Origin of the sequence: Mesorhizobium sp. M1A.F.Ca.IN.020.06.1.1, assembly GCF_004023265.1 — a bacterium.
Lineage (GTDB): Bacteria > Pseudomonadota > Alphaproteobacteria > Rhizobiales > Rhizobiaceae > Mesorhizobium.
Genome location: NZ_RZSR01001104.1, coordinates 1 through 1,796 on the forward strand (window position 1 = coordinate 1; position 1,796 = coordinate 1,796).

At 65.1% G+C, this 1,796-nt stretch carries 1 protein-coding gene; it reads left to right on the plus strand.

Annotation, left to right across the window (positions count from 1 at the left end; all coding sequences use genetic code 11):
• Window positions 1–11: 11 nt before the first annotated feature.
• Window positions 12–1,796 (plus strand): ribonuclease E/G (locus tag EOA60_RS31420; RefSeq protein ID WP_281060799.1); only part of this gene is annotated, 1,785 nt, incomplete at its 3' end.

Here is a 1,796-nt window from a genome sequence, read left to right on the forward strand (position 1 = left end):
TTTCGGAACCGGTGCAGGCCGAATCGACCAGCGAGGTCGCTCCGGCCGAGGCAGCCGCTCCCAGCGACGATGATCGCGGCATGCTCGAAGAAGTTTCGTCCGCACATTCGGACGAACACGAAATCGAATCGGTCGGCGCCGAGGATGCGCTTGAAGAGGTTCGCAACCGCCGCAAGCCGGTGCGCCGCCAGTACAAGATCCAGGAAGTCATCAAGCGCCGCCAGATCCTACTGGTCCAGGTCGTCAAGGAAGAGCGCGGCAACAAGGGCGCGGCGCTGACCACCTATCTGTCGCTCGCCGGCCGCTATTCGGTCTTGATGCCGAACACCGCGCGTGGCGGCGGCATATCGCGCAAGATCACCAATGCTCAGGACCGCAAGCGGCTGAAGGAGGTCGTCGCCGATCTCGAGGTGCCGCAGGGCATGGGAGTCATCCTGCGCACCGCCGGCGAAAGCCGCACCAAGGCCGAGATCAAGCGCGACTATGAATATTTGATGCGGCTTTGGGAGAATGTCCGCAATCTCACGCTGCAGTCCACGGCCCCTGCCCTGGTCTATGAGGAAGGCAGCCTGATCAAGCGCTCGGTCCGCGACCTGTACAACAAGGATATCGACGAGATCCTGGTCTCCGGCGAGGACGGCTACCGCGAGGCCAAGGACTTCATGCGGATGCTGATGCCGAGCCATGCCAAGGTGGTTCAGCCCTACCGCGACACCACGCCGATCTTCGTGCGCAACGGCATCGAGGCGCAGCTCGACCGGATGCTGCAGCCGCAAGTGACGCTGAAGAGCGGCGGCTACATCATCATCAACCAGACCGAGGCGCTGGTTTCGATCGACGTCAACTCCGGCCGCTCCACCAAGGAGCATTCGATCGAGGACACCGCGCTCCACACCAATCTGGAGGCCGCCGAGGAAGTCGCGCGGCAGCTCAGGCTGCGCGACCTTGCCGGCCTGATCGTCATCGACTTCATCGACATGGAGGAGAACCGCAACAACCGCGCGGTCGAGAAGCGGCTGAAGGATCACCTCAAGAACGATCGCGCCCGCATCCAGGTCGGTCGCATCTCGCATTTCGGCCTGATGGAGATGTCGCGCCAGCGCATCCGTGCCAGCGTGCTGGAATCGACGATGAAGCCCTGCCCGCATTGCGGCGGCACGGGCCATGTGAGATCGGACTCCTCGGTGGCGCTGATGGTGGTGCGGGCAATCGAGGAATTCCTGCTCAAGGATTCGCGCAGCCACATCACAGTGCGCACGCCGGCGGCGACCGCGCTTTATGTGCTCAACCACAAGCGCGCCAATCTGGTCGAGCTCGAGGCCCGGTTCGGCCTGAGCATCACGCTCGAAGCCGACGAGACGCTGGGCGCACAACACTACGCGATCTTCCGCGGCGCGGTGGCTGAGAAGCCGGAAGGCTTCGTCGAGGTGCGCAGCCTGCCGACCTATGTCGAGCCGGAAGAGCCCGAGGACGAGATCGTCGTCGAGGAGGAAGAAGAGGTATCGGTCCAGGCCGAACAGCCGCGCCATCCACAGCAGGGACAGCATCCGCAGCGGTCCGAGGACGGCGAAGGCGGCCGCAAGCGCCGCAAACGCCGTCGGCGGCGCGGCGGCAAGGATCGCGACCGCGAGCATCAAGGCCATGGCGATGCCGTCTCGGCCCCCGCACCTGCGGACGCCGGCACGATTGCTGGCGAAGCGACAGCCGAGGTCACGGCTGAAGCACCGGCCGGGGCGGAAGCAGCCGAAGAGGGGCAGGGCAAGAAGCGCCGTCGCGGCAAGCGCGGCGGCAAGCGC